The organism is Curvibacter microcysteis, assembly GCF_028649455.1.
Taxonomy (GTDB): domain Bacteria; phylum Pseudomonadota; class Gammaproteobacteria; order Burkholderiales; family Burkholderiaceae_C; genus Curvibacter; species Curvibacter microcysteis.
This window is the reverse complement of the sequence record NZ_JAQSIO010000002.1, coordinates 510,084-533,643: the sequence shown is the minus strand read 5'-3', so window position 1 is coordinate 533,643 and position 23,560 is coordinate 510,084. Positions and strand designations below refer to the sequence as shown.

At 62.4% G+C, this 23,560-nt stretch carries 18 protein-coding genes and 1 tRNA gene; 4 read left to right on the top strand and 15 right to left on the bottom strand.

Annotated features, from left to right (window positions below; all coding sequences use genetic code 11):
- Positions 1–5: 5 nt before the first annotated feature.
- Positions 6–3,755 carry a PAS domain-containing sensor histidine kinase gene (locus PSQ39_RS07680; protein ID WP_273926117.1) on the bottom strand — a complete coding sequence of 1,250 codons (3,750 nt, stop codon included), beginning with the start codon at positions 3,753–3,755 and terminating at the stop codon, positions 6–8.
- Positions 3,756–3,966: 211 nt separating this feature from the next.
- Between PSQ39_RS07680 and PSQ39_RS07675 the strand changes: the two genes are divergently transcribed.
- Entirely contained in the window at positions 3,967–4,722 is a 756-nt protein-coding gene (locus PSQ39_RS07675) for a fused MFS/spermidine synthase (RefSeq protein ID WP_273926116.1), read from the top strand.
- 138 nt (positions 4,723–4,860) lie between these two features.
- Here the strand turns inward: PSQ39_RS07675 and PSQ39_RS07670 are convergent.
- The 10 genes from PSQ39_RS07670 to uvrB form a co-directional block, all read right to left on the bottom strand.
- A tRNA-Val gene (locus PSQ39_RS07670) sits at positions 4,861–4,935 on the bottom strand.
- Between the two features lie 99 nt (positions 4,936–5,034).
- Positions 5,035–5,745 carry a DNA polymerase III subunit epsilon gene (gene dnaQ, locus PSQ39_RS07665; protein ID WP_273926115.1) on the bottom strand — a complete coding sequence of 237 codons (711 nt, stop codon included), beginning with the start codon at positions 5,743–5,745 and terminating at the stop codon, positions 5,035–5,037.
- Positions 5,745–6,083, bottom strand: coding sequence for an ISC system 2Fe-2S type ferredoxin (gene fdx / locus PSQ39_RS07660; RefSeq protein ID WP_273926114.1), 339 nt, complete (start codon positions 6,081–6,083; stop codon positions 5,745–5,747). The genes dnaQ and fdx overlap by 1 nt, the downstream gene beginning before the upstream one ends.
- A 32-nt stretch (positions 6,084–6,115) precedes the next feature.
- The gene (gene hscA / locus PSQ39_RS07655; RefSeq protein ID WP_273926113.1) at positions 6,116–7,978 is read right to left on the bottom strand and encodes a Fe-S protein assembly chaperone HscA; all 1,863 of its coding nucleotides are present in this window, start codon (positions 7,976–7,978) and stop codon (positions 6,116–6,118) included.
- 35 nt (positions 7,979–8,013) lie between these two features.
- Positions 8,014–8,532, bottom strand: a complete 519-nt coding sequence (hscB, locus tag PSQ39_RS07650) for a Fe-S protein assembly co-chaperone HscB (protein ID WP_273926112.1) — start codon at positions 8,530–8,532, stop codon at positions 8,014–8,016.
- An 89-nt stretch (positions 8,533–8,621) separates the two neighbouring features.
- Positions 8,622–8,945, bottom strand: coding sequence for an iron-sulfur cluster assembly protein IscA (iscA, locus tag PSQ39_RS07645; protein ID WP_273926111.1), 324 nt, complete (start codon positions 8,943–8,945; stop codon positions 8,622–8,624).
- Positions 8,946–8,947: 2 nt separating this feature from the next.
- Positions 8,948–9,334, bottom strand: a complete 387-nt coding sequence (gene iscU, locus PSQ39_RS07640) for a Fe-S cluster assembly scaffold IscU (protein WP_273926110.1) — start codon at positions 9,332–9,334, stop codon at positions 8,948–8,950.
- A gap of 33 nt (positions 9,335–9,367) precedes the next feature.
- A complete protein-coding gene (locus PSQ39_RS07635; RefSeq protein WP_273926109.1) occupies positions 9,368–10,588 on the bottom strand; it encodes an IscS subfamily cysteine desulfurase in 1,221 nt (406 codons plus the stop codon).
- Between the two features lie 83 nt (positions 10,589–10,671).
- Positions 10,672–11,208 (bottom strand): Fe-S cluster assembly transcriptional regulator IscR, encoded by a 537-nt coding sequence (gene iscR / locus PSQ39_RS07630; protein WP_273926108.1) that lies wholly within the window; start codon positions 11,206–11,208, stop codon positions 10,672–10,674.
- A 225-nt stretch (positions 11,209–11,433) separates the two neighbouring features.
- Entirely contained in the window at positions 11,434–13,539 is a 2,106-nt protein-coding gene (gene uvrB / locus PSQ39_RS07625) for an excinuclease ABC subunit UvrB (RefSeq protein WP_273926107.1), read from the bottom strand.
- 122 nt (positions 13,540–13,661) lie between these two features.
- Here uvrB and PSQ39_RS07620 point away from each other — a divergent pair, with 122 nt between their 5' ends.
- Positions 13,662–14,858 (top strand): amino acid aminotransferase, encoded by a 1,197-nt coding sequence (locus tag PSQ39_RS07620; protein WP_273926106.1) that lies wholly within the window; start codon positions 13,662–13,664, stop codon positions 14,856–14,858.
- 94 nt (positions 14,859–14,952) lie between these two features.
- Here PSQ39_RS07620 and ygiD read toward each other — a convergent pair whose 3' ends face one another.
- Positions 14,953–15,789 (bottom strand): 4,5-DOPA-extradiol-dioxygenase, encoded by an 837-nt coding sequence (ygiD, locus tag PSQ39_RS07615; protein WP_273926105.1) that lies wholly within the window; start codon positions 15,787–15,789, stop codon positions 14,953–14,955.
- 220 nt (positions 15,790–16,009) lie between these two features.
- Between ygiD and PSQ39_RS07610 the strand changes: the two genes are divergently transcribed.
- Together PSQ39_RS07610 and rsxB are read left to right on the top strand one after the other, a co-directional pair.
- Positions 16,010–17,509 (top strand): polyhydroxyalkanoate depolymerase, encoded by a 1,500-nt coding sequence (locus PSQ39_RS07610; RefSeq protein ID WP_273926104.1) that lies wholly within the window; start codon positions 16,010–16,012, stop codon positions 17,507–17,509.
- Positions 17,510–17,516: 7 nt separating this feature from the next.
- Positions 17,517–18,197 carry an electron transport complex subunit RsxB gene (gene rsxB, locus PSQ39_RS07605; protein ID WP_273926102.1) on the top strand — a complete coding sequence of 227 codons (681 nt, stop codon included), beginning with the start codon at positions 17,517–17,519 and terminating at the stop codon, positions 18,195–18,197.
- Positions 18,198–18,296: 99 nt separating this feature from the next.
- Here rsxB and PSQ39_RS21760 read toward each other — a convergent pair whose 3' ends face one another.
- The 3 genes from PSQ39_RS21760 to PSQ39_RS07590 all read right to left on the bottom strand — a co-directional run bounded on the left by PSQ39_RS21760 (position 18,297) and on the right by PSQ39_RS07590 (position 23,548).
- A complete protein-coding gene (locus PSQ39_RS21760) occupies positions 18,297–20,624 on the bottom strand; it encodes a methyl-accepting chemotaxis protein (protein ID WP_409242003.1) in 2,328 nt (775 codons plus the stop codon).
- A 221-nt stretch (positions 20,625–20,845) separates the two neighbouring features.
- Positions 20,846–21,328: a VOC family protein gene (locus tag PSQ39_RS07595; protein WP_273926101.1), complete on the bottom strand. Its 483-nt coding sequence runs from the start codon at positions 21,326–21,328 to the stop codon at positions 20,846–20,848.
- 171 nt (positions 21,329–21,499) lie between these two features.
- The gene (locus PSQ39_RS07590) at positions 21,500–23,548 is read right to left on the bottom strand and encodes an acetyl-CoA carboxylase biotin carboxylase subunit (protein WP_273926100.1); all 2,049 of its coding nucleotides are present in this window, start codon (positions 23,546–23,548) and stop codon (positions 21,500–21,502) included.
- Between the last annotated feature and the right edge of the window lie 12 nt (positions 23,549–23,560).

Sequence of the window (23,560 nt, the reverse complement as noted above, 5' to 3'; positions counted from 1 at the left end):
TTCACTCAAGCAGCACCGCCAGGCAACTCCACCCCTGCCCCGCTGCTGACGACGGGCGCCAGCACCGGCAGACTCATGACAAAACAAGTGCCCTCGCCCAGGACGCTCTGGACCTGCAATTCACCTCCCAGCACCCGGGTCACCAGGGTTTGGCAAATGGCCAACCCCAAGCCCGTGCCGCCGCGGCCTAATTTGGTGGTGTAGAAGGGGTCGAAAATGCGGCGCAAGGCCTCGGGCTCGATGCCTTGGCCGTGGTCACGCACCTCAATGTCCACCCAACCCGGGCGACGGCTCAGCGCCTGGATGTCCACCACCCCACCTTTGACGCCTTCGTAGGCGTGCAGCATGGCATTGGTCATGAGGTTGACCAGCACCTGCCCCAAGGGCCCCGGGTAGCTGTCCATCGCCACGGGCTGCGGCACGTGAGCCTGCACCTGGACCTCATGGGTGCGCATCAAGGGCCGGTGCATTTGCAGGATTTCTTGCACCATCTCACCCAACTCAAATGGGCGGCGTTGCAGGCTGGTCTGATCGGCGGCCACCTGCTTGAAGGTGGAGATCAGATCGGCCGCCCGGCTGAGGTTTTTGACCAGCATGTCCACCGCATCGCGGGTCTGCTGCACATGCGAACTCAAGGCACTGCGGGTCAGCCCCTGCTGAGCCTGGCGGGCAAAGGCATCGACTTCGGCCCCCAGGGTCGTGGCCACCAGGACGCTGTTGCCGATCGGGGTGTTGAGCTCATGCGCCACCCCGGCCACCATGCGCCCCAAAGCCGCATGCTTTTCCGAGCGCAGCAGCTCCTCTTGCGCGGTGTGCAAGGACTCCAAAGCTTGCTTCAACTCCCCATTGGCCTCAGTCAGGGCCTGGGTGCGCTGGGCCACGGACTGTTCAAGCAGCTGGTTCATTTGCTCCATTTGGCGCTGGGCACGTCGCTGGTCACTGACATCCACGATCCCATACAGATGCATCCGCTCGCCATTGATCAACAAGGTGCGCCCCGAGGCCACACAGCGCAGCACCTGCCCATCGGCCCGGCGCAAATCCAACTCAAGCTGGTCCACACGCTGCTGGCCCCGCATTTGCTGATAAAGCGCCACACGGTCCGCCGCATCCACAAACAAGCCGAACTCGGGCGAACTGCGCCCCAGCACCTGCGCTTCCGGGTAGGCAAAAAGGCGCAGCCAAGCCTCGTTCACCGACCGGTAAATGCCCTTGGCGTCGATCATGGCCAGGGCGGCAGGCGAATGCTGGAACATCACGGCCAATCGCTGCTCGCTGGCCTCCAAAACGGCTCGTGCGCGCTTCTCTTCAGCGATGTTGCGGTTGATGCCCAGCAGGCCTTGCAGCTCTCCACGCTCGTCAAACAGGGGTACCTTCACGCTGTGAAAGGGCGCGGGCTCCCCACGGGGGCCACGCAACTCGACATCAGGCTGGATCAAGGCCTTGCGGTGTGAGAAAACCCAGGCGTCATCCGCCAGCGAGCGGCTCTTGTCGACTGCCGCGACATCGGCCGTGTGACGGTAGGTCAGCGCCTCCTTGGTGCTGCACATGAAGTCAGCCATCGCCTGGTTGACCATCACATAGCGGGACTGGGTGTCCTTGGCAAAGATGCACATGGGCAAAGCGTCGATCACCCACTCCAGCAAACGGCGGTTGGCACGCAGGTCTTCCTCGGCGCGCTTGCGTTCGGTGATGTCCACCAGTTGGCTCATCCAGGCAGGCTGCCCATGCCAGGTGACGGGCAGCATGGAAGTCAGCACGGTGCGCTGCTCACCCCGTTCGGTGCGGATCACCAACTCTTCGTTCTGCACCCGCCCCTCACGCAGCAAGGTGGCCAGCACGGCGTCGCGCGCCTCGGGATCGAAATGAAGATTCAACTCGCGCATGCTGCGCGACATGAGCACCTCCCGACCCAGCCCAAACAGTTCGCAGAACGCATCGTTGCAGGCCAAGGTTTGGTTGTGGCCATCGGCCGCAAAGATGCGGGCCGGTGTCGGACTCTCCAGGAACACGGACTCGAAACTCTGCTGCACCTGACGCAACGCATCGGCCGCGCGACGGCGCTCGGTCAGGTCCACCGTCATGGCGACCAGTCGCTGCTCACCGCTGCGTTCCAGCAAGGCGAACAGCGAACACAAGACGGAACGCTCATCGCCGTCGGAGCGCCGGAAATTCAACTCAAAGGGGGCGACGGCGTCCCCGGCCAAAACTTGGCGCCACCCCTCCACCCAGCGTGGGTCCACCCCCTGGGGCCACAGCAAGGCCGACAGCGACTGCCCCACACACACCTCGGCCGACAAGCCCGTGAGCTGCTCGCTGGCGCGGTTCCAGTAGAGCACCCGCCCGTCCCGGTCGAATTGCTGCACAGCCACAGCGGGCGTGTTGTCCAGCATGGACTGCAAGCGAGCCTCGCTGGCGGCCAAAGCCCGCTGCGCCAACTCGGCCTCGGTGATGTTTTGCCAGACCCCAATCATGCGCAGCCCGCCGGCATCGCCCGGCCGAACCTGGGCCTTGACCATGGCCCACTGCGTGGCACCGTCGGCGTCAAGATAGCGGTAGTGCGCGCTGAGCTGCCCTTCCCGCCAGGCCGCACTCATGTCCGAGGCGACACGGTCTCGGTCCTCAGGGTGCAACACCCCCAGGTAACGCGACCAAGTCCAGTGCGCGGCACCTTCGCGGCGATCGACATCCATGCCCCAACGCAGGACTTCGGAGTCGCGCTCCAGCTCCCAATAGACCAAGCCCGCCAGGTCCACCGCCAAACCCAGTCGCTGACGGCTTTCGTGCATCGCCTGTGCGGCCTGGTGCTGGGAGGTGACATCCCGGAGCAGGCCAAACCAGCCATCAACTTCGCCGCTGGGCAGGCGATCAGGCACCAGTTGAACCAACCAAACCCGAGCTTGGCCGTTGTCCATGCGCTGCACGGTCTCGTAGCGAACCTCTTGTCCGGCCAACACTTGCGCGATGTAGGGCTTGGCTTCCTCACACACGCTGGGGCTCCACAACTCATCCATGGAACGCCCAATGCAATCGGCGGCCGAACGCCGCATGACGGACAGGTACCTGGCGTTGAGCCAGCGGCAACGCATGTCACGGCCCCAGTGCGACATCAGGCCCGGGACGTTGTTGGCAATCAACTCGAAATGCTGGTTGGTGGTGAGCTGCGCCTGCCGCGCCTGGCGCAAGCCCTCCAGTTGAAGGTCGCTTTCACGGAACACCAGGTAGAGCAAGCTACCGCACAGGCCAAACACCACCACCAAGCCCACCAACACCCGCTGCGGGTTGTCGGCCACCCTTTGCAGCTGGACCCAGTCGCTGAAAAAAAGCTCCATCCCCAACAACAAGGTGAGCGAAGAGAGCATCAAAGCGAGCATCCATCGCCGCCCCAGCATCCAGCCCGCCAAGGCGCCAATGGTGATGTAGGCCCCAACCACAACAGAACGGGCCCCACCCGTGAGCACGGTGATCCAGCCAATCCACACCAAAGCCCCGACCAACAGCACCAAAGCCGCAGCGTGAGGCTGCCGCCAGCGGTGCAAGTACAGACTGAGCGCCCCGGCCACCAGCGCGCAACCTGATCCGAGCAGGGCTTGCCAGGGACTCATGCCGGAATAGAGGTGACTGACCATCACCAAGGAGGCGGCGCCCATGGTCAAACCCGCCAGAACCTTCAAGTAGGCCTGTTTGCGGGCGAGCATGGCCGAGGAGATGTCGGCGCGAACATCTGTGAAGTTGGAGGCGTCTGTAGCGGCCATGTCGATATCCCAAGCAATTCAATCCATCGTCCTGACACCCAAAGGAGCAGCCTCTGCCCTCATGAGCCCGGCACGCAGGCCTTCAGCGCATGATAGCGACCGATGCCAGCACCGAGTCGCCTCAATGCCCTACAGTGTCGGCTCCGAGCTGCCCCACAACGACCTCCGATGCGTGCGGGCCGGCAATCTCCCGAAGCTTCTGAATGGCCGCATGCTCCAAGCCCCCTCTCCACGACTCCATGTCAAGCCGTACGTGGCCAGCAGCGCCCGAACGAAATCACTGCATTTCTCCAGCCTGGCGGTGCAGAGCACCATGAGCCGCGCCGATCCTCAGGCCCTGGTGCTGAGCTACACCCGCACGATGATGGGCTTTGTGCTGTTCAAGCCGGCGCCCACCTGCATCGTCAGCGTGGGGCTGGGAGGTGGATCGCTGCCGAAGTTCTGCCACCGCTATCTGCCCCACACCCGGCAGCTGGTGCTGGAGATCAATCCGCATGTGATCGCCTTGCGGGATGAGTTTCAGGTCCCGCCCGACGGAGAACGATTCGAAGTGCGTGAGGGTGATGGGGCGTTTTATGTGCGCCACGCCAGCGCCAGTGCTGATGTCTTGCTGCTGGATGGCTACCAGTCGCTGGAAATGCCAGCCCAGTTGTGCTCAGAGCGCTTCTATCAAGGCTGCCGAGACACTCTGAACCACGATGGCATCCTGGTGGCGAATCTGCATGTCCACCACCCAGACTACCCGCTGTACATCGAGCGCATGGCCCATGTGTTTGACCAATCTGTTTTGCTGGTCAGAGAGCCTGGCGGCACCAACTGCACGGTGTTCGCGTTCAAAGGGGTCATGCCCACCCTCCCCCTGACGATCCAAGCCGCCCGACCCCCTGATTTGGAGCCCAAGGCCTGGAAACAATTGGCGCTGGCTTGCGAGCGCATCCACCGGGCCCGCCGGCAATTGAAGACCTGAAAACGGGTGCCGCACACCTGGAGGGCTCCAGGTCAGCCCCCCCCCCCCCCAAAGCACCGCCATGGCGAATCCCGAACAGACAAAATTGGGATCCCCAAACGAGAAAACCCGTGAACCAAGGTTCACGGGTTTCAAGATTGGTGGGCGATACATGGATCGAACATGTGACCCCTGCAGTGTGAATGCAGTGCTCTACCGCTGAGCTAATCGCCCTGATGCTGTGATTTTTTAGCTCTGATTCGCTGCAGCATTTCTGCTTTGCGTTTTGTTCAGTGCTTCACTGCGTCAAGAACTCTATTATGGCACAGTTTTTTAGCTGTTTGCAAGACTTCGCCAAATTGTTTTGCCTGAACTCGATTTATCGAGTTGCTTGAGCACCTCTTCGTGGGCCGAGCTCTCTTGCTCGCTCGCACGCAACACGGGCAGCTCAATGCCACGCAGATCGACGGACTCCACCTGGGATGACTGCTCTTCGTCTGCGCTGGGTTCAATCAACAAGGCATCCTGGCCCCGCGTCATGTAGATGTAGACGTCCGCCAGCAACTCCGCATCGAGCAAAGCGCCGTGCAGGGTGCGGCCCGAATTGTCCACGCCCAGGCGGTCACACAAGGCATCCAGCGAGTTGCGTTTGCCCGGGAACATTTCCTTGGCCATGACCAAGGTGTCGGTCACGCTGGCCACCACGGTGGTCAGCGGCGGTCGACCCAGCAACGCCAGCTCCTTGTTCAGGAAGCCCATGTCGAAGGCCGCGTTGTGGATGATCAGCTCGGCGCCGGCCACGTAGTCCAAAAACTCGTCGACCACGGCGGCGAACTTGGGCTTGTCGCGCAAGAACTCGTTGCTGATGCCGTGCACCTTGAGCGCATCCTCGTGGCTGTCGCGCTCCGGATTCAGGTAGTGGTGCAGGTTGTTGCCAGTCAACTTGCGGTGCAGCATCTCCACACAGCCGATTTCAATGATGCGGTCACCGTTCTCGGCCGACAGGCCGGTGGTTTCCGTGTCGAGAATGATCTGGCGCGACATCAGTGGTTCTCTTTGGCGTGGTTGACCGTGTATTTGGGAATCTCGATCGTGAGGTTATCCCGGGCCACGATGGCCTGGCAGCTCAAACGCGATTGGGGCTCCAGGCCCCAGGCGCGGTCCAGCAGGTCTTCCTCGACTTCTTCCAACTCGTTGAGCGAGTTGAAGCCTTCACGCACCACCACGTGGCAGGTGGTGCAAGCGCAACTCATATCGCAAGCGTGCTCGATGTTGATGCCGTTGTCGAGCAAGGCTTCACAGATGTTGGTGCCGGTGGCCACCTTCAGTTCGGTGCCGTGGGGGCAGTACTCGGGGTGGGGCAAAATTTTGATGACAGGCATGGCGTGGGGTGATCTGGTTCAGGTTCGAAGAATCAAAGGCTGTCGAGCTGACGCCCGGCCAACGCTTGCTGGATGCCACGGTTCATGCGGCTGGCGGCGAAGGCCTCGGTGCCCTTGGCCAGGGCCTCGGTGGCCGCTTCAATGGTCTTGGCGTCGGTCAAGGCCTTGGCGCTGAGCGCGGCCTCCAGCAAGGCATCGATCGCCGCGCGTTCGCTGGCTTCCAGCAAGTCGCCATCGGCCTGCAAGGCACTGCGCGTCGCCAGCACCATGCGGTCCACTTCCAACCGGGCTTCAGCCAAAGCGCGCGCCTGCATGTCCTGCTGTGCAGTGCTGAAGCTGTCTTGCAGCATGCGCGCGATTTGATCGTCAGACAAGCCGTACGAGGGCTTGACCTCGATGGCCGCCTCAACGCCACTGATCATTTCCTTGGCCGCCACTTGGAGCAGGCCGTCGGCATCGACCGTGAAGGTCACGCGGATGCGCGCTGCGCCCGCCGCCATGGGCGGAATGCCGCGCAGCTCGAACCGGGCCAAACTGCGGCAGTCGACCACCAGGTCGCGTTCGCCCTGCACGACATGCAAGGCCAAGGCAGTCTGTCCGTCTTGGTAAGTGGTGAAATCTTGCGCCATGGCGGTCGGAATGGTCTGGTTGCGCGGCACGATGCGCTCCACCAAGCCGCCCATGGTCTCGATGCCCAGCGACAGCGGAACCACATCCAACAGCAGCAAATCACCCGCGCTGTCGTTGCCCGCCAGTTGATTGGCCTGGATGGCAGCGCCCAAGGCCACGACCTCGTCGGGGTTCAGGTTGTTCAGCGGGGGCTTGTCAAAAAACTGGGCCACGGCCGCCTGCACCTGCGGCATGCGGGTGGAGCCACCGACCATGACCACGCCTTGGATCTCGTCTCGTTCCAGGCGGGCATCGCGCAAGGCTTTGCGCACTGCGGCCAGGGTGCGGGCGGTCAAGTCGGCCGTGGCGGCATCGAAGTCAGCACGGTGAACAGACAGGCGCAGAGGCCCGCCGCTGAGTTCGGCCACAAAATCAACCGCGTCCTGGGCGGTCAAGGCCTCCTTGCAAGCACGGGCAGCGACGCGCAAACGCGCCAGGTCAGTGGCCTCCGTGGCCTGCCCCCCCACCTGCTGCTGCACCCAGGCCACCAGGGCCTGGTCGTAATCGTCGCCCCCCAAGGCCGAGTCACCGCCCGTGGCGATGACCTCGAACACCCCGCGCGTGAGGCGCAGGATGGAGATGTCAAACGTACCGCCTCCCAGGTCATAGACGGCGTAAATGCCTTCGCTGGCGTTGTCCAGACCATAGGCGATGGCCGCCGCCGTGGGCTCGTTGATCAGACGCAGCAGCTTGATGCCGGCCAGTTGCGCAGCATCCTTGGTCGCCTGGCGCTGAGCGTCGTCAAAGTAGGCGGGCACGGTGATGACCGCGCCGTACAGGTCGTCGTTGAACGTGTCTTCGGCGCGGTAGCGCAGGGTGGCCAGGATCTCAGCGCTGATCTCCACGGGCGACTTGATGCCCGCCACCGTGTGCAGGCTCACCATGCCAGGGCCCTCGGCGGCCTCAAATCGGTAGGGCAGACGCGCGACGTCCTTCAGGTCATTCAGGCCTCGGCCCATGAAGCGCTTGACCGAGACAATGGTGTTTTGGGGGTCCGAGCCCTGGGCGGGCAAGGCATCAAAGCCAATCTGGCGCCCGCCGCCAGCCAGGTAACGCACGGCAGAGGGCAGGATCACGCGCCCCTGGTCATCCGGCAGGCATTCGGCCACGCCGCTGCGCACCGAGGCCACCAGCGAATGCGTGGTGCCAAGGTCAATGCCCACGGCGATGCGCCGCTGATGGGGGTCGGGCGACTGGCCGGGTTCGGAAATCTGAAGAAGCGCCATGTTGTTCTTTTCGGGTTCGGGAAAAAGGCAAGCCCTTATTGTCCCAGTTGATCCTGACGGGATTCGATGTCACGCACAAAACGCTCAATGAACATGAGGGCTCTGACCTCGCGTGCTGCCGCCGCCGCGTCGCCGGCGCCATCCAAAGCCTGTTGGCATCGCGCCAGCAATTGGCGCCGCTCGGCGCTGACCTCCGTGTCCAAGGCGTCCAAAGCGGCGGCGTCTTGGGCCTCGTCCAAGGCCTCGCGCCAGGCCATTTGCTGCATCAGAAAGGACGCAGGCATGGCCGTGTTGTTCTCGGCTTGAATGGGCGCACCGCGCAATTCGCACAGGTAGGCGGCACGGCGCAGCGGGTCTTTGAGCCGCTGGTAGGCCTCGTTGATGCGCACCGACCACTGCATGGCCACGCGCTGAGCGGCGGCCCCTTGGGCGGCAAAGCGGTCCGGGTGGGCCTCGCGCTGGAGTTCCTTCCAGCGCTGATCCAGCGCGGCGCGGTCTTGCTCAAAGCGCTCAGGCACGCCAAACAACACGAAATCGTTGGATTGAAGGTTCATGGCAATCAGTAAAAAACCGCCAGCACATCCGTGAAGGCGGTTTTTGCAACAAGCGAGGCAGCGGATCTTGAGCCGCCACGGACGGGGCATCAGACCCGGAAGCTCTCTCCACAGCCACAGCGGTCGCGTTCGTTGGGGTTGTTGAAGCGGAAGCCCTCATTCAGGCCTTCACGCACAAAATCCAACTCGGTGCCGTCGATGTAGGCCAGGCTCTTGGGGTCGATCAAGACCTTCACGCCATGCCCTTCAAAGACGATGTCTTCGGGGGCGATGTCATCCACGTATTCGAGCTTGTAAGCCAAGCCCGAGCAACCGGTGGTCTTGACCCCCAAACGCACACCAACGCCCTTGCCACGCTTGCTCAGGTAACGGGTCACATGCCGGGCTGCGGCTTCTGTCAGGGACACAGCCATGGTCAGTGCGCGTGCTTTTGTCGGTAGTCGTCCACCGCAGCCTTGATGGCGTCTTCGGCCAGGATGGAGCAGTGGATCTTCACGGGCGGCAGGGCCAGTTCTTCAGCGATCTGGCTGTTCTTGAGCGCCGCTGCTTCGTCCAGGGTCTTGCCCTTGACCCATTCGGTCACCAGGGAGCTCGACGCGATGGCCGAACCACAACCATAGGTCTTGAAGCGCGCATCTTCGATCACGCCCGTTTGCGGGTTGACCTTGATCTGCAGCTTCATCACGTCGCCGCAAGCCGGTGCGCCCACCATGCCGGTGCCCACCGAGTCGTCACCCTTGTCAAAAGAGCCCACGTTGCGCGGGTTTTCGTAGTGGTCCACCACTTTTTCAGAATAAGCCATTGCAAGTCCTTCAATCGGTTGAAGCAGGCGCGCTCAGTGCGCGGCCCACTGGATGGTGCTCATGTCGACGCCATCCTTGAACATCTCCCACAGCGGGCTCAGTTCGCGCAAACGGGCCACATTTTCGCGGATGGTGGAGATGGCGTAGTCAATTTCTTCTTCGGTCGTGAAACGACCGATGGTCATGCGCAAGCTGCTGTGGGCCAGCTCGTCGCTGCGGCCCAAGGCGCGCAGCACGTAGCTGGGCTCGAGGCTGGCCGAGGTGCAAGCCGAGCCCGACGACACAGCCAAGCCCTTGATGCCCATGATCAAGGACTCGCCTTCCACAAAGTTGAAGCTCATGTTCAGGTTCTGCGGCACGCGGCGCTCCAGGCTGCCGTTGATGAACACCTGCTCGATGTCCTTCAGGCCGTTGAGCAAACGCTGCTGCAGCGCATGGGCCTTGGCATTGCCTTCGGCCATTTCGACCTTGGCGATGCGGAAGGCTTCGCCCATGCCCACGATCTGGTGGGTGGGCAAGGTGCCCGAGCGCATGCCACGCTCGTGGCCGCCGCCGTGGATTTGGGCTTCCAGGCGCACACGCGGCTTGCGACGCACGTACAGGGCGCCCACGCCCTTGGGGCCATAGGTCTTGTGCGCGGTCATGCTCATCAGGTCGATGGGCAGGGTGTTCATGTCGATCTCAACCCGACCGGTGGCCTGGGCGGCATCGACGTGCAGCAAGATGCCCTTTTCACGGCACAGCGCGCCGATGGCCGGGATGTCTTGGATGACCCCGATCTCGTTGTTCACGAACAAGATGCTGACCAGGATGGTGTCGGGGCGCAGCGCAGCCTTGAGGGCGTCAAGGTTGACCAGGCCGTCTTCCTGAACGTCGAGGTAGGTGACGTCAAAGCCTTGGCGCTCCAGCTCACGCATGGTGTCCAGCACGGCCTTGTGCTCGGTCTTGAGCGTGATCAGGTGCTTGCCCTTGCCCTTGTAGAACTGGGCCGCGCCCTTGAGCGCCAGGTTGATGGATTCGGTCGCGCCGCTGGTCCAGACGATTTCACGCGGGTCTGCACCGATGAGGTCAGCCACCTGCACGCGGGCTTTTTCAATGGCCTCTTCGGCCTCCCAGCCCCAGGCGTGGCTGCGCGAGGCGGCATTGCCAAAGTGCTCACGCAACCAGGGAATCATCGCGTCCACCACGCGAGGATCCACCGGCGTGGTGGCACCGTAATCAAGGTAAATCGGGAAATGAGGGGTCATGTCCATGGCTGGCTCAATCAAAACTGGCTTGGCGAAATAGCATTGGCGCGGCCGTTGCACTCAGAACAACACGGCCCGCCGGATCGGAATCAGGATTTGGCAAACACATTGCCCAGTGCGAACACCGAGTTGGGCGCATTGACCCGGATCGGCTTGACCACCGGCGTGCTGGAAATCGCACGGCGCAGCACCGGCTTGTCTTCCACCTGCACGCCCTTGGCGATCTGTTCGTCCACCAGCTTTTGCAAGGTGACCGAGTCCAAGAACTCGACCATGCGCTGGTTCAGCGCCGACCACAGTTCGTGGGTCATGCAACGGCCAGCGTCACCGAGGCAGTTTTCTTTGCCACCGCATTGGGTGGCATCGATGGGTTCGTCCACCGACACGATGATATCGGCCACGGTGATGTCGGTGGCCTTGCGACCGAGGGTGTAGCCACCGCCCGGACCTCGGGTGGACTCGACCAGTTCGTGGCGACGCAGCTTGCCGAACAGTTGCTCCAGGTAAGACAGCGAAATTTGCTGACGTTGGCTGATGGCAGCCAGGGTGACCGGTCCGTTGTTTTGGCGCAGGGCCAGGTCGATCATCGCGGTGACCGCAAAGCGGCCTTTGGTAGTGAGACGCATATCAAGCTCCTTCATCAGGCTTGGTTTGTTTACATGACCTGCCGCCTTGTGGCCGACAGGCACCGTCCCCACCCTTTCCAGCTGTTGAAGCTGGCCCTTCATCGTTCTGGGTTGTTGACTATTTGCGTCAAGTATAACACGCAAAGCCAATGTATTCACTCAGGTAAGTGAACGAGGCAGTCACAATTTAGCCGTTTTCGTAAAAAACACAAGCCCAGCACCCCACTATTTTTTCAAAGGCAGCAGCACGATGTTGTCTGAGCCCGCGGCACCGAAGGCCCGTTCGCGCAACAACGCCAACTGATCCCGGCTGCGCGCCGCCTTCTCGAACTCCAGGTTGCGTGCGTGCTCGAGCATTTCTTTCTCGAGTCGCTTGATCTCGCGGCCCACGTCCTTTTCGCTGAGCTCTTCCACCCGCGCGCGCTGCATGGCCGACTGCTCCAACTTCTCGGCTTCGCGCCCGCTTTTCTCGCTGTAAACGCCGTCAATCAGGTCTCTCACCTGCTTGACAATGCTGCGCGGCGTGATCCCGTGCGCTTCGTTGTGGGCAATCTGCTTGAGGCGGCGGCGCTCGGTTTCGCCCATGGCCTTCTTCATGGACTCGGTGATGCGGTCTGCGTAAAGAATGGCCCGACCGTTGAGGTTGCGCGCAGCGCGGCCAATGGTCTGTATGAGGGAGCGCTCAGCCCGCAAAAAACCTTCCTTGTCGGCATCCAGAATGGCCACCAGTGACACTTCGGGAATGTCCAGGCCTTCCCGCAGCAGGTTGATGCCCACCAGCACGTCGAACGTACCCAAGCGCAGGTCACGCAAAATTTCCACCCGCTCCACCGTGTCCACATCACTGTGCAGGTAGCGCACCTTGACGCCGTTATCACTCAGGTAGTCGGTCAATTGTTCGGCCATGCGTTTGGTCAGCGTGGTGATCAGCACCCGCTCGTTTTTCTCGACCCGGATGCGGATCTCCTGCAGCACGTCGTCGACTTGGTGGGTAGCGGGGCGCACCTCCACCACCGGGTCGACCAGGCCGGTGGGGCGCACCACCTGCTCCACCACCTGCCCTGCATGGTCAATTTCGTACTGGGCGGGTGTGGCCGAGACGAAGATGATTTGCCGCATGCGCTTCTCGAATTCTTCGAACTTCAGAGGCCGGTTGTCCAGCGCTGAAGGGAGGCGAAAGCCGTATTCCACCAAGGTGGTCTTGCGTGCCCGGTCGCCGTTGTACATGCCGCCCAATTGGCCGATCAGCACATGGCTTTCATCGAGGAACATGACGGCGTCGGCCGGCATGTAGTCGGTCAAGGTGGACGGCGGCTCGCCCGGGGCGGCCCCCGAGAGATGGCGCGTGTAGTTCTCAATGCCTTTGCAGTGGCCTACTTCGCTGAGCATCTCCAGGTCAAACCGGGTGCGCTGCTCCAGGCGCTGGGCCTCAACCAACTTGCCCATCCCGACCAGTTCTTTGAGGCGTTCAGACAGTTCAACCTTGATGGTCTCGACCGCCGCCAGGACGCGGTCGCGCGGCGTGACGTAGTGGCTGGAGGGGTAGACCGTGAAGCGGGGAATTTTCTGCCGCACCCGGCCGGTCAACGGGTCGAACAGTTGCAGGCTTTCGATTTCTTCGTCGAACAGCTCGATGCGCAAGGCCAGCTCACTGTGCTCGGCGGGGAACACATCGATGGTGTCGCCGCGCACGCGGAACTTGCCCCGGCCGAATTCCATGTCATTGCGCTGGTACTGCATGCGGATCAACTGAGCGATGACGTCGCGCTGGCCCAAGGTGTCGCCACTGCGCAGCGTCATCACCATGCGGTGGTAGCTCTCGGGCTCGCCGATGCCGTAAATGGCGGACACCGTGGCCACGATCACCACGTCGCGCCGCTCGATGATGCTCTTGGTACAGCTCAGGCGCATCTGCTCGATGTGCTCGTTGATAGCCGAGTCCTTTTCAATGAAAAGGTCACGCTGCGGCACGTAGGCCTCGGGCTGGTAGTAGTCGTAATAGCTGACGAAATACTCGACGGCGTTCTTGGGAAAGAACTCGCGGAACTCGCTGTAGAGCTGGGCGGCCAGGGTCTTGTTCGGGGCAAACACAATGGCCGGGCGTCCCAAGCGCGCAATCACGTTGGCCATGGTGAAGGTTTTGCCCGAGCCCGTGACGCCCAGCAAGGTCTGAAACACCTCGCCGTCGCGCACGCCCTCGACCAACTGATTGATGGCCGTGGGCTGGTCACCCGCTGGCGGATAAGGCTGGAAGAGCTCAAAGGGCGAGTCGGGAAAACGGACGAACTCGCCCTTGGGCGGCTCGACCAGCACTTCGGAGATGTCGGGCATGGTGCGCAATGTGAGAGGTTGTGGAGCCAGGTGCTGGCCCTGCGGCTAAAATTCAAGCCAATCCGCCAGCGTACCCCAGCCGGCCGATTGCCGCTACTGACAACCTCTCAAGGACTTTTTCCATGTCTCTCTTCACGGCCGTCGAAATGGCCCCCCGCGACCCGATCCTGGGCCTCAACGAGCAATTTGCAGCCGACAGCAACCCCAACAAGGTCAACCTCGGCGTGGGCGTTTATTTCGACGACAACGGCAAGCTGCCTTTGCTGGAATGCGTGCAAGCCGCTGAAAAGGCCATGATGGAAAAGCCTTCGGCCCGTGGCTACCTGCCCATCGATGGCATTGCCGCCTACGACGCTGCCGTCAAGAGCCTGGTGTTCGGCGCCGAATCCGAGCCCGTCACCTCGGGCCGTGTCGCCACCGTGCAAGGCATTGGTGGCACTGGCGGCCTGAAGATCGGCGCCGACTTCCTCAAGCGCGTCAGCCCCAACGCCAAGGTCCTGATCTCTGACCCGAGCTGGGAAAACCACCGCGCCCTGTTCACCAACGCCGGCTTCACGGTCGACACCTACGCCTACTACGACGCTGAAAAGCGCGGCGTGAACTTCGACGGCATGCTGGCCTCGCTGAACGCTGCTGCCGCCGGCACCATCGTGGTCCTGCACGCCTGCTGCCACAACCCGACCGGCTACGACATCACCGCCGCCCAGTGGGATGAAGTGATTGCCGTCGTCAAGGCCAAGAACCTGACCGCCTTCCTGGACATGGCCTACCAAGGCTTTGGCCACGGCATCGCCGAAGACGGCGCGGTGATCGGCAAGTTCGTGGCCGCCGGCCTGAGCTTCTTTGTCTCGACCTCGTTCTCCAAGAGCTTCAGCCTGTACGGCGAGCGCGTTGGCGCCCTGTCGGTGCTGTGCGCTGACAAGGAAGAAGCTTCGCGCGTGCTGTCGCAGCTGAAGATTGTCATCCGCACCAACTACTCCAACCCCCCCATTCACGGCGGCGCCGTGGTGGCCGCCGTGCTGGGCAACCCCGAGCTGCGCGCTCTGTGGGAAAAGGAACTCGGCGAGATGCGCGTGCGCATCAAGGCCATGCGCCAAAAACTGGTCGACGGCCTGAAGGCTGCCGGTGTGAAGCAAGACATGAGCTTCATCACCACCCAGATCGGCATGTTCAGCTACTCCGGTCTGAACAAGGACCAAATGGTTCGCCTGCGCAGCGAATTCGGTGTCTATGGCACCGACACCGGCCGCATGTGCGTGGCCGCGCTGAACAGCAAGAACATCGACTACGTCTGCCAAGCCATCGCCAAGGTGGTCTGAGCACGCGCCAGCCGCTGAGCAAAAAGCCGCCTTCGGGCGGCTTTTTTCATGGAGCGCCTGAAGGCGCCCGGATGCCCTGCCCGTTCGCGCTGATTCAGCCCCAGAGCACCGAACGCATCGAAATCGAAGCGAACTGAAAACTGTTGTTGAAGAAGCGCGGCATCTCTTTCGGATCCGCGGCGCCAGCGGCCACCAACAGGGGCCAGAAATGCTCTGCCGTGGGGTGGGCCATGCGTGCCACGCTACCCAGGGACTCAAAGCCCGACAAGGCCGCCAATTCGCCACGCTTCAATTGCCCTTGCACATGCGCGTCAAACTCCTGCGCCCAGTCATAGACCTGGGTGGGCGCAGCATCACGGCGCACCGCGCGCAGGTTGTGCACGATGTTGCCACTGCCCACAATCAAGACGCCGCGCTCGCGCAAGCCTTTGAGTTGCTGACCCAGCGCGAAGAGTTCACTCGGGCTGCGCCCCGCATCCAGGCTCATTTGGATCACTGGGATGCTGGCCGACGGGAACATGGGCTTGAGCACAGACCAGGTGCCATGGTCCAGACCCCACTGATCCACATCCAATTGGACCGCCGTCGGCTTCAGGGTGGCTTGGATGTCCCGCGCCGCACCAGGCCAGCCAGGCACAGGGTACTGTTGATCAAACAAGGCCTGCGGAAAGCCGCCGAAGTCATGGATGGTTTTGGGGTGTTCCATGGCCGTGAGCCATGTGCCGCGACTGACCCAGTGGGCTGAGATGCACAAGATCAATTTCGGCACCGGGTGCTGACGACCGAATTCGGTCCCCAGAGTGCTCCAGGTGCGACGGTAGGTGTTGTCGTCAATGGCATTCATGGGGCTGCCGTGCCCCACAAACATCACCGGCATGCGGGCCGTCTTGGGCAAGGCCCGAAATGCGTCAGCCGCAGCGGCCAGTCTCATGGGGGACACTCCAATCGCAGCGCTCAGCGCCAAACCTGAGCAAGTAAACAGTCTTCTGTGCATAGCTTCGTCTATTTTTATACCTATTTGGCAGATAAGCGGCCAGACAACAAGTTCCCGAGGCTCGAATCCGACACGGCATTGGTGTTTGTCCTCCAGACAGAACCGCCCTTCTGCTGGTATATTGCTGCACTGCAACATAACGAATTCGGGTCGCCCCATGCTTTACCAAGTCTATGAAACCCAACGCTCCTTGATGGAGCCGTTTTCCGATTTCGCCCAGGCTGCGGCCAAGATGCTGAACAACCCAGCCTTCCCGCTGAGCCAGGTTCCCTTTGCCCAGCGGATGTCCGCCGGTTACGACCTGATGTACCGCCTGGGTAAGGACTACGAAAAGCCCGTGTTCGGTATCAACACGGTGGATGTGGACGGTGTGGGCGTGGCGATCCATGAGCGCATCGAAGTCGATAAACCTTTTTGTGAACTGCGCCGCTTCAAGCGCTTTTCGGACGACACGGCCACCCTGACCAAGCTCAAGGGCCAGCCCGTGGTGTTGATCGTGGCGCCGCTGTCGGGCCACTACGCCACCTTGCTGCGCGACACGGTCCGCACCATGCTCAAGGACCACAAGGTCTACATCACCGACTGGAAAAACGCCCGCCTGGTGCCCCTGGCCGACGGTGAATTCCACCTCGACGACTACGTCAACTACGTGCAGGACTTCATCCGCCACCTGCAGGGTGCTTATGGCAACTGCCACGTGATCAGCGTGTGCCAGCCCACCGTGCCGGTGCTGGCCGCCGTGTCGCTGATGGCCTCGCGTGGCGAGACCACCCCGCTGTCCATGACCATGATGGGCGGCCCCATCGACGCCAGCAAGTCGCCCACGGCGGTGAACAACCTGGCCACCACCAAGAGCTATGAGTGGTTTGAAAACAATGTGATCTACCGCGTGCCGCACACCTTCCCAGGGGCTGGCCGCCGCGTCTATCCGGGCTTCTTGCAGCACACCGGTTTCGTGGCCATGAACCCGGACCGCCACGCCACCAGCCACTACGACTACTTCAAAGACCTGATCAAGGGCGACGATGCCAGCGTCGAAGCCCACCGCAAGTTCTATGACGAGTACAACGCCGTGCTCGACATGGACGCGGACTATTACCTCGAAACCATCCAAACCGTCTTCCAAGACTTCAAGCTGGTCAAGGGCACCTGGGACGTGCGCAACCCGCAGGGCCAAGTCGAACGCGTGCGCCCGCAGGACATCAAAACCACGGCCCTGCTGACCGTTGAAGGTGAACTGGACGACATCTCCGGCTCGGGCCAAACCGAAGCCGCCCACGACCTGTGCGCCAGCATCCCGGCCGACCAGCAAAAGCACCTGGAAGCCAAAGGTGCCGGCCATTACGGGATCTTCAGTGGCCGCCGTTGGCGCGAGGTGGTGTACCCCGTGGTGAAGCGCTTCATCCTGGACCACCAGCCTCAAGCCAAGGCGGTGGCCCCTGCCAGCGTGCCCGCCCCGGCAGTTGAAAGCACCCCTGCGCCCAAAGTGGCGGCCACCACCGCCGCAGCGGTGACTACGCCCAAAGAAGCGCCCGTGACCGCTGTCAAGGCTGTGGCTGGTCCCAGCTCGGCCGCCAGCCGCAAGCCATCGACCAGCGCGCGCAGCACAGCCAAGCCGGTGTCCGCGGCACGTCGCAGCGGCGCGAAGAAGGCCTGACGGACCGGTGCTTTCGCTGATTGAACAACTGCATGCGGCCCTGCCGCAGACGCAGTGCACACGCTGCGGCTACCCCGACTGCCGCGCTTATGCCCAAGCCCTGGCCGCAGGCCAGGCTGAGATCAACCAGTGCCCCCCCGGCGGGGCCGAGGGTGTGGCGCGCCTGGCAGCGCTGACCGGGCGCCCTGTGCAAGCGCTGTCGCCCGAGCACGGCCAGGAGGGTCCTCGCTTGGTCGCCTTCATTGACGAGGCCTGGTGCATTGGGTGCACCCTCTGCCTCAAGGCCTGCCCGACCGACGCCATTGTGGGCAGCAACAAGCAAATGCACACGGTGATTGAAAACGAGTGCACTGGCTGCGAGCTCTGCGTACCGGCCTGCCCCGTGGACTGCATTGAACTGGAAGACGTCAGCGGCCCCTTGACAGGCTGGGCGGCCTGGTCCGGTGCACAGGCCGAACGGGCTTTGGCGCGCTACCAGCAGCACCAAGCCCGCACGGCCCGCGAGCAAGCTGAGAATGATGCCCGCTTGCGCAGCGAGGCCGAGGCCAAGCTGCACGACATCGCGGCCCATTCACGCCTGAGCGACCCCACCGTGTTGGAGCGCAAGCGGGCCTTGATTGAGGCCGCGCTGGCCAAATCCCGCGCCCGCCGCGCCAGCGTGTCGGACGAGGACGGCCCCTCCGATTGAGCGGGCTTTGGCGCTCATTGGCCGACACATTGGCAGGAGGCTAGGACATGGACGGTATGAGGTCCATGGCCCATCGCCAGTGGCGGCGCGGTGCAGAGCTCAGCCCCCGGCTAGGGTCTTGTAAACCCCGCACCCCACGTACAGGCCCTTGAACTCCTGCACATAAGACATCTTGGTCTGCATCTGACCGGTCGCCGGGTTGGTGATGTCGTACTCCACCCAACCCGCGCCTTGCTGAGCCCGCTCCATGATGCGATTGAGCAGTGCCTGGCCGTCGATACCCGGCAAATCCTGCACCCGGGTGCCGACCCGGGCTGGCTGGCCGCCAAACGCGCGGTAATGCCCCCCTTCATCGAGCGCAAAGACGTACATGTCTCGATCAAAGAAGGGCTGTGACGGATCACTGACCTGCCGCAGGAAGGACTCCAGCGAGCTGCTCTGCGCCAAGGCCATGGCCTGGTGTACCAAGGCCTCCGCTTCGTCGGCCGTGCCTTGTTGGAGCACAAAAGACGACACAGACTGCGCGAGGGTGGTCGCCCGGCTTTCGAGCAGGACCGTTTCCTGGACCGAGGACTCCACCATCTGGGCATTGCGCTGGGTGATTTGGTCGAGTTGCTGCACAGCCAGGGTGATCTCACTCAAGCCCGCGCTTTGCTCAGAACTGAGGGCTGATATCTCGGCCATGCTGCCGGCCACCGAGCGAATGCCCTCGGTGATGTTCTTCATGCTGTCACCAGCGGCACGGATCAGGTCCACACTGGTTTCGACTTGCTCAGAAGAAGAGCTGATGAGCTGGCGGATTTCACGCGCAGAAGCCGCTGAGCGCTGCGCCAGAGAGCGCACCTCGGCAGCCACCACGGCAAAACCCCGACCCTGCTCCCCTGCCCTGGCCGCTTCAACGGCAGCATTGAGGGCCAAGATGTTGGTTTGGAAGGCCAGGCTGTCGATCACGCTGATGATTTCACCCATCTTGCTGGCACTGCTTTGGACGCCCTCCACCGAGGCCACAGCCCGCCCCATGGCGGAGGCCCCTGCCTCGGCTGCATCACGCACCTGGGCAGCCCGCTGATTGGCCTGCTGGGCAATGCCCGCGTTGTGCTCCACGGTGCCAGCCAATTGCTCGACGCTGGCCGCGGTCTGCTCCAAGTTGGCCGCTTGCTGCTCGGTGCGGTCCGACAAGGCCTTGCTGCCCACGGCCAGGCTGCTGCCCGCATGGGACACCAGGGCGGCATTGCTGCGCACATCGGCGACCATGCCCGACAAGGTCTGGGTCATCTTGTGCAGCAAGCCGGCCAATTCAGCCAGTTCATCACGCCCAGCCACCGTGACCTTGACCCGCAGGGCGCCCTGCGCCACCGAATGCATCGCATCGACCACCTGACGGAAGTTCAAGACGAAGCTGCGGTAGAACGCCCCCAGCAAATAAAGCAAAAAGCCAATACCCAACAAGGTGACGCAGATGTAGATCAAGCGCTGCTGACGCTGGGCCTCGGCCCTGTCCAGCAAACGGCTGTCGATTTGGGACAGCACCTGCACCCCATAGCGCCCAGCCTCTTCAATGGCCTGTGTCCCTTGGCTGAAAAAGTCCGCCGAGGCCAGGCGAGGTTCCGCCACCCCACCTGCTGCCGGAAAAGCCTTCGCGGCGAGGGCCTGGAAGGATTGGCTGCTGGCCAGCGCCGCCTCATCTTTGCCCTGGCCCTCTTGGCGAGCGTTGAGCAACTGCATCGCAAATCGAACATCCCCCACCTCGCGAGCCAAGGCCTCGATCTGGGCGTGCAAGCGTCCCAAGCCCTGAGGGTCGGGGTTGCTCTGACTCAAAACGCCTGAACCCAGGCCACGCAACTGACCCAAACGCTCAGTCCAGGGAATGACGCGAGACACCGCCATGTCGATCAGCAGGTAGGTCACCGGGTCAGGGTCAAACAGCAAACCGGAGCGCTCGCCCACGGTGTAGGCGAGGCGGCGCAGTTCATCGATGACGGCCGTGTGTTCGGAGAAAGCGGCCTGACGCTCTCCTTGACGCAAGCTGGGCAGAGCCTCGATGCGAGAGACCAGGCGACTCCAGTCACTCTCCAACCCCAAGCCCGCCGAACCCAGCGCGCCCTTCGAGTCGTTCAAGGCTTGCCGCAAACGGCTGCCGGTCTGGTCCAGCGCCGCCGCCGCTGCGGTATTGCCAGACAACAGCATATTGGTTTGACCGCGGTGCTTTTGCGCCTCCTGGGTCAGCTTGAAAAGCGGCTCCAGCACCTTCACGCCAGCCTGCTCCTGGGCCATGAAGTTCAGGTCATCCTGAATCCGCTGCATGAGTTGCAGGCAGACCAGCACGAGTGGAATCAACAACATGGCTGACAACCACAGCAGCTTGGCTGGCAAACGCATGCGCAGCATCAAGTCCGTACCCGGGCGCCAAAAAGCGGCAGAACTCATATCATTTCCAAAATTAATTTTGCGGTTTTATGTGTAGATTTTGGCTTGAATAGAGCGGAGAGTCAGGACCCAACCGACGAATTGCATCCTGATAAACCCTAGGATTTTTAGCACTTCATCGCATGTAGAACACCACCGGTCATCTCAAGAACTTATTCGGCATTTTTGATAAGTTCTTGAATGTTGATGTGAGAGTGTTCAGAACACACGCCGCTGGCGCCTCAAGAGGCCGAAGCGGCCAGCGCTTGGAAGGCTTTCACCACCTCCGGCGGTGCCTGCACCAGCTCGATCAACACGCCCTCACCCGAAATCGGAAACTCCTCGTTGCCCTTGGGGTGGAGAAAACAGATGTCAAATCCCGCTGCGCCGCGGCGGATGCCGCCAGGCGCAAAGCGCACGCCCTGGGCCGTGAGCCATTCGACAGCCTGCGGCAAGTCGTCGATCCACAAGCCGATGTGGTTCAGTGGCGTGGCGTGCACTGCGGGCTTTTTTTCTGCGTCCAGCGGCTGCATCAGGTCAACTTCGACCTTGAAGGGGCCGCTGCCCATGGCGCAGATGTCTTCGTCGACGTTCTCACGTTCACTGCGGAAGGTGCCAGTCACGCTGAGGCCCAACATCTCCACCCACAGCTTGTGCAGCTTCAGTTTGTCGAGGCCGCCGATGGCGATTTGCTGGACGCCCAGCACTTGAAACGGACGGGTCATGGTGAGCTTCTCTTTCGTTCAAGGAACTGCAGACGCAAGGCCTGCAGCGATCAAAAAAGGCTGCTGCGTCCACCCCATGGCGAACACCAACAGCCTGTCTGCCAGGTCGCGACAGGGCCACCTGGGGGGACGGATGCGCAGGCGCCGCGGCGAGCGGCGCCAGACTCAAGTTCAGACGAACTCGAGGATCACCTGGTCCACCGCCAGGGATTCGCCCTTGCCGGCCAACACCTGACCGACCACGCCGTCTTGGGTGGCGAACAAGATGTTCTCCATCTTCATGGCCTCGATCACCGCCAGCTTTTCGCCAGCCTGCACGGTTTGCCCCGGCTGCACCGCCACGTCGACCAGCAGGCCCGGCATCGGCGAGAGCAGGAACTTGCTGAGGTCCGGCGGCGCCTTGTAAGGCATGAGCTTGTGCAGCTCGGCACCACGTGGCGACAGCACCAGGGCTTCGATCTGGGTGCCGTTGTGCGACACACGCAGGGCCAGCGGGTTCTTGCCCGAACCACGCTCGACCTGGGCCGTGAACGGCGCGCCATTGACCTGGCCTTCGATGCGGATGGCGCCCAGCCGCGAAGCGCTGCTGAGCTGGTAGCTGCGGTCACCCACGGTCACCAAGGCACTGTGGCCTTGCTCGTCGAGGTCGGTCACGCTGACGGCTTGCTGCTGGTGCTGACCCAGTTTGTCCAGCACCACCACCACAAAGGCCTCGCCCACCTTGACACCGTGGCCTTCCAACTGGCCGGTGATGCCCGTGGCGCGGCTGCGGTAGCGGCGGTTCTGGAAGGCGGCCAGCGCCACCAGGAAGGCCGGATCGCTGTGCGGCACGTCTTCGGCAAAAAAGCCCTTGCCGTAGTTCTCGGCAATGAAGCCGGTGTTGAAATCGCCCGTGACGAACTTGGGGTGCGCCAGCAAGGCGGCCTGGAATGGGATGTTGCTGCTGATGCCGCGGATCACAAAGCCGTTCAGGGCTTCGCGCATCTTGGCTATCGCGTCGTTGCGATCCCGGCCATGCACGATGAGCTTGGCGATCATCGAGTCATAGAACATCGGGATCTCGCCGCCGTCGGTGACACCCGTGTCCACCCGCACGCCATACAGCGCCTCGGTGTTGCTCTGGAACATGGTCTCGGGCGGGGTCTGGAAGCGCACCAGGCGACCGGTCGAGGGCAAGAAGTTGCGGAACGGGTCTTCGGCGTTGATGCGGCACTCAATGGCCCAGCCTTCACGCTTCACCTCGGCTTGGGTCAGTGGCAGCTTTTCGCCGGCGGCCACGCGGATCATCAGTTCCACCAGGTCGAGGCCGGTGATGCACTCGGTCACCGGGTGCTCCACCTGCAGGCGGGTGTTCATCTCGAGGAAGTAGAAGTCCTGGTCCTTGCCGACCACGAACTCAACCGTGCCCGCCGACTGGTACTTGACCGCCTTCGCCAAGGCCACGGCTTGTTCACCCATGGCTTGGCGGGTCGCCTCGCTGATGAAAGGGCTCGGCGCCTCTTCGATCACCTTCTGGTGGCGGCGCTGAATCGAGCATTCGCGCTCATTCAGATAGATCACGTTGCCGTGGCTGTCGCCCAGGACTTGGATCTCGATGTGGCGCGGCTCCTGCACAAACTTCTCGATGAAGATGCGGTCGTCGCCAAAGCTGTTGCGGGCCTCGTTCTGGCAGCTGGCAAAACCCTCAAAGGCTTCCTTGTCGTTGAAGGCCACGCGCAGGCCCTTGCCCCCGCCGCCGGCCGAGGCCTTGATCATCACGGGGTAGCCAATGCCCTTGGCGATCTCCACCGCCTGCTCAGGCCCTGCGATGGCATCGTTGTAGCCGGGGATGGTGTTGACCTTGGCCTCGTTGGCCAGCTTTTTGGAGGCGATCTTGTCGCCCATGGCGGCGATCGAGAAATGGCGTGGGCCGATGAAGGCCATGCCTTCGTCCTCGACGCGCTTGGCGAAGGCTTCGTTTTCGCTCAAAAAGCCATAACCGGGGTGGATCGCTTCGGCGCCGGTGGCCTTGGCGGCGGCAATGATCTTGTCGGCCACCAGGTAACTTTCGCGGCTGGGTGCCGGCCCCAAGAGCACGGCCTCGTCGGCCAGCGCCACATGGCGGGCTTCCTTGTCGGCTTCAGAGTAGACGGCAACCGTCTTGATGCCCATTTTCTTGGCGGTGGCAATGACGCGGCAGGCGATCTCGCCGCGATTGGCAATCAGAATCTTCTTAAACATGGTGTGTTTTCC

Bases quoted from the DNA above. Each gene is read 5' to 3' on its own strand.
- iscU (WP_273926110.1), bottom strand. From the start codon at position 9,334: ATGGCTTATTCTGAAAAAGTGGTGGACCACTACGAAAACCCGCGCAAC.
- ygiD (WP_273926105.1), bottom strand. From the start codon at position 15,789: ATGAGACTGGCCGCTGCGGCTGACGCATTTCGGGCCTTGCCCAAGACG.
- dnaQ (WP_273926115.1), bottom strand. From the start codon at position 5,745: ATGTCGCGCCAGATCATTCTCGACACGGAAACCACCGGCCTGTCGGCC.
- PSQ39_RS07610 (WP_273926104.1), top strand. From the start codon at position 16,010: ATGCTTTACCAAGTCTATGAAACCCAACGCTCCTTGATGGAGCCGTTT.
- PSQ39_RS07635 (WP_273926109.1), bottom strand. From the start codon at position 10,588: ATGGACATGACCCCTCATTTCCCGATTTACCTTGATTACGGTGCCACC.
- iscA (WP_273926111.1), bottom strand. From the start codon at position 8,945: ATGGCTGTGTCCCTGACAGAAGCCGCAGCCCGGCATGTGACCCGTTAC.
- fdx (WP_273926114.1), bottom strand. From the start codon at position 6,083: ATGCCTGTCATCAAAATTTTGCCCCACCCCGAGTACTGCCCCCACGGC.
- hscA (WP_273926113.1), bottom strand. From the start codon at position 7,978: ATGGCGCTTCTTCAGATTTCCGAACCCGGCCAGTCGCCCGACCCCCAT.
- PSQ39_RS07620 (WP_273926106.1), top strand. From the start codon at position 13,662: ATGTCTCTCTTCACGGCCGTCGAAATGGCCCCCCGCGACCCGATCCTG.
- PSQ39_RS07590 (WP_273926100.1), bottom strand. From the start codon at position 23,548: ATGTTTAAGAAGATTCTGATTGCCAATCGCGGCGAGATCGCCTGCCGC.
- PSQ39_RS21760 (WP_409242003.1), bottom strand. From the start codon at position 20,624: ATGAGTTCTGCCGCTTTTTGGCGCCCGGGTACGGACTTGATGCTGCGC.
- PSQ39_RS07675 (WP_273926116.1), top strand. From the start codon at position 3,967: ATGCTCCAAGCCCCCTCTCCACGACTCCATGTCAAGCCGTACGTGGCC.
- PSQ39_RS07680 (WP_273926117.1), bottom strand. From the start codon at position 3,755: ATGGCCGCTACAGACGCCTCCAACTTCACAGATGTTCGCGCCGACATC.
- hscB (WP_273926112.1), bottom strand. From the start codon at position 8,532: ATGAACCTTCAATCCAACGATTTCGTGTTGTTTGGCGTGCCTGAGCGC.
- uvrB (WP_273926107.1), bottom strand. From the start codon at position 13,539: ATGCCCGACATCTCCGAAGTGCTGGTCGAGCCGCCCAAGGGCGAGTTC.
- PSQ39_RS07595 (WP_273926101.1), bottom strand. From the start codon at position 21,328: ATGACCCGTCCGTTTCAAGTGCTGGGCGTCCAGCAAATCGCCATCGGC.
- iscR (WP_273926108.1), bottom strand. From the start codon at position 11,208: ATGCGTCTCACTACCAAAGGCCGCTTTGCGGTCACCGCGATGATCGAC.